Origin of the sequence: Dankookia rubra, from assembly GCF_004355005.1 — a bacterium.
In the GTDB taxonomy this organism is placed as follows: domain Bacteria; phylum Pseudomonadota; class Alphaproteobacteria; order Acetobacterales; family Acetobacteraceae; genus Paracraurococcus; species Paracraurococcus ruber_A.
On record NZ_SMSJ01000364.1, the window covers coordinates 1 to 451 of the forward strand.

Sequence of the window (451 nt, forward strand, 5' to 3'; positions counted from 1 at the left end):
ATGGCCAGCGCGATGCCCTGCTCCCGGTAGAACCGAGCCGCACCGGGATGGAAGGGCAGGACGCGGTTGGTACCAGCATTCGCGGCGCGGGTCGCAGCCGCGCTCGGGTGGATCTCCGAAGCGGGGTCACGGGCGGAGAGTACGCGGTTGGTCAGGTCATACGCCTGCGCCTCCGGCAGCGCGGCATTGGCCACGATGAAGTTCCAGGCGCCGAAGCTCTCGATCGGAGCAGCCTGCCCAGGATAGGTCCCGGGCGGCAGGGTCGTGGGCGAAAGGTAGGGCAGGCGCGCCGTGATGGCCGTGACCAGCGGCGCCGGCAGCCCGAACACCACGGCGTCGGCACGTCCGAGCGCCAGCAGCAGCGAGGGAATGGGTACCACCGCGCCTTGCCAGAAGGCGTCAATGTGGCCGGCCGCCAACGCCTCGGCCTGCACCGCGGGGTCACCGCTGA

General features: G+C 71.0%; 1 protein-coding gene. It reads right to left on the reverse strand.

Annotated features, from left to right (window positions below):
* On the reverse strand, window positions 1-451 hold a 451-nt coding region (locus E2C06_RS36995; protein ID WP_133293442.1), incomplete at both ends, for a TAXI family TRAP transporter solute-binding subunit.